The 2,498-nt window shown below is 44.0% G+C and carries 2 protein-coding genes; both read right to left on the bottom strand.

Going from position 1 to position 2,498, the window contains the following annotated elements:
• Positions 1 to 285 precede the first annotated feature (285 nt).
• Positions 286 to 1,815 (bottom strand): solute symporter family protein, encoded by a 1,530-nt coding sequence (locus B2899_RS17305; RefSeq protein WP_286887385.1) that lies wholly within the window; start codon positions 1,813 to 1,815, stop codon positions 286 to 288.
• Positions 1,815 to 2,141, bottom strand: coding sequence for a DUF485 domain-containing protein (locus tag B2899_RS17300; protein ID WP_146808468.1), 327 nt, complete (start codon positions 2,139 to 2,141; stop codon positions 1,815 to 1,817). The genes B2899_RS17305 and B2899_RS17300 overlap by 1 nt, the downstream gene beginning before the upstream one ends.
• Positions 2,142 to 2,498: the final 357 nt, after the last annotated feature.

The following is a 2,498-nucleotide window of genomic DNA, read 5'->3' as shown; positions in this document are numbered from 1 at the left end:
CTTTTCCTTCGTACCACAAAAAGTCATGGGATTTTTGTTCTGTCGGATAAAATGCGGATACAAAAAAAGTGACACATCGTAAATTGATGTGTCCAATAAGGGAGTAGAGGTGTGAGAATCAGTTGCAATTTCAAAGGGGAGTAGGTTCACTATTATACTTCCCCGATTCTCTGTACTTTAAACGTTAATCCAAAAAAATTTAATTTTTTGTGTTTTTCTTATAGAGGCTATCAAATAGAAAAAAGACCGCTCCCGGGGAGCGGTCTTGCGTGCTGAAAAGTTGCATTATGCGGATTCGCGAATGCCTGTATTCGCTTTTACAATAACTTCGTCAAACTTCGCGTCGCTTTCTGGACGACCGAAGAAAATAGCACCCAGATACGCGGAGAGGAAACCTACCGGTACGGAAACAAGAGCAGGATTTGTTAAGCTGACTAAAGGTGTGCCGGTAAGAATGGCTTTGCCGGGGGTCGGGTCAAATACGTTAGGGCTTACTGCCACCATTACAAGCGCAGTGAAAAGACCAACCAGCATACCGGTGACTGCACCGGCCGTGTTAAAGCGACGCCAGAAAATCGTGTAGATAATAACAGGCAGATTGGAGCTTGCGGCTACGCAGAAGGCGAGTGATACAAGGAATGCAACGTTCATTTTCTGTGCGAACAGCGCGAGAGTAACGGAGATTACCGCAACGCCGATGGATGCATAACGAGCCGCTAACATTTGTTCTTTCTCGGTTGCTTTGCCTTTACGAATGATATGGCTGTAGAAATCGTGCGCGAACGCGGAAGCAGCTGCCAGTACGAGACCTGCTACAACCGCCAGAATAGTCGCAAATGCTACCGCCGCTACGAATGCCATTAATAAATCGCCGCCCAGTGCTTTTGCCAGCAGTGGAGCTGCCATATTCCCTGCTTTGTTTGCTTGGACAATCGCATCGTTGCCTACGAATGCAGCGGCACCAAAGCCAAGAAAAATCGTCATAATATAGAAAAGACCGATGAGCCATGTTGCGTATACAACAGATTTACGTGCTGTTTGTGCGTCTTTTACCGTGAAGAAGCGGATGAGAATGTGCGGTAGGCCCGCCGTACCTAGCACCAATGCGATGTTTAGAGAAATGTTATCCAGTCCGTTTGCGGACTTGGCTCCCGGATTTAAGTATTTCTCACCCAGCGGTGTCGCGGTTTTCATATGTTCGAACATTTCAATGAAGCTAAAATTAAACTTTGCAAATACCATAACAGAGATAAGGAATGTTCCGAACATAAGCAGAACTGCTTTAACAATCTGTACCCAGCTTGTTGCTGTCATACCACCGAAAATTACATACACAGTCATCAGTACACCAACGATTAATACAGACGTTGTATAGTCGAGCCCAAGTAAAAGTTTAATGAGTGCGCCGGCACCTACGAGCTGGGCAATCATATAGAAAGTAGAAATCGTGATTGTACTGAGTGCCGCAACACCACGGACTTTTGCGTTATCAAAACGAGCTGCAATCATATCGGCCATCGTGTATTTGCCAAGATTCCGCAATGGCTCAGCCACGACATACAATACGACGAGATAGGCTACGAGATAGCCGATACTGAAGAAGAAACCGTCAAAACCAGTGAGTGCAATAGAGCCGGCGATTCCGAGGAAAGACGCGGCAGACATGTAGTCTCCGGCGATGGCAAGACCATTCTGCCAGCCGGTTAGACCGCCACCTGCCGTATAGAATTCACTTGTAGTATTCGTTTTTTTGGAAGCGTAATATGTGATAATAAGCGTTGCCGCTACAATGAGAAGAAAGAAAGTAAATGCCATTAGTTACGCCCTCCTTTTTGCTGTTCTTCAATGATTTCATTCGCTATGCTATCAAAGGAGTTCGCCTTGCGAGTATAAATCATGCATAATGCCCATGTCATAATAAATTGGCCAAATGCATAAATCCAGGCCCAGGTAATTGAGCCGATTGCCGGAGTGTTCAGTACTTTGCTATAGGATGTCATTATGGGTAAAGTATAATAAAAAACCATGAAGAAAATGCACATTGGCACGATAAACCTTTTTTTTGCTTGCATCAGTTTTTTGAACTTCTCGCTGCGTGCGATAGCTGAGTAATCAATACCTTGTCCTCGTTTTCCCCCCATATCCGAGGTGTTTGTCTGTGCAAGATTTGCCATTCTAATCACTCCCATCTTAATAATTGTTCTTTTTGTCTGGGTCTGGTTGAAAAAGAACCAGCTGTCACCTCCTAAATAAAGCGGTTTCAAAGTTGTGAGCGCTTCTGAAAGCATGTTCACGACTCTTTCCTAATATTAAAATATTTATAAAAATTTGAAAACTACATTTATTCGACAATTTTTGACATGGTAAATTTACGGTATTGCATGGAAAACAATCATGGCTTTTTAGCCGCAACCCCGACATGAAAATTGAGGGAAGGTTTGGTACGAAGGAAAAGGGGGGAGGGAATGAGAAGAGGAATTTTAATGTAGAAAAAGGCG

This window comes from Aneurinibacillus sp. UBA3580 (assembly GCF_002375825.1).
Taxonomy (GTDB): Bacteria; Bacillota; Bacilli; order Aneurinibacillales; family Aneurinibacillaceae; genus Aneurinibacillus; species Aneurinibacillus danicus.
The sequence above is the reverse complement of the archived record's forward strand: the minus strand, read 5'-3'. Positions and strand labels throughout refer to the sequence as shown.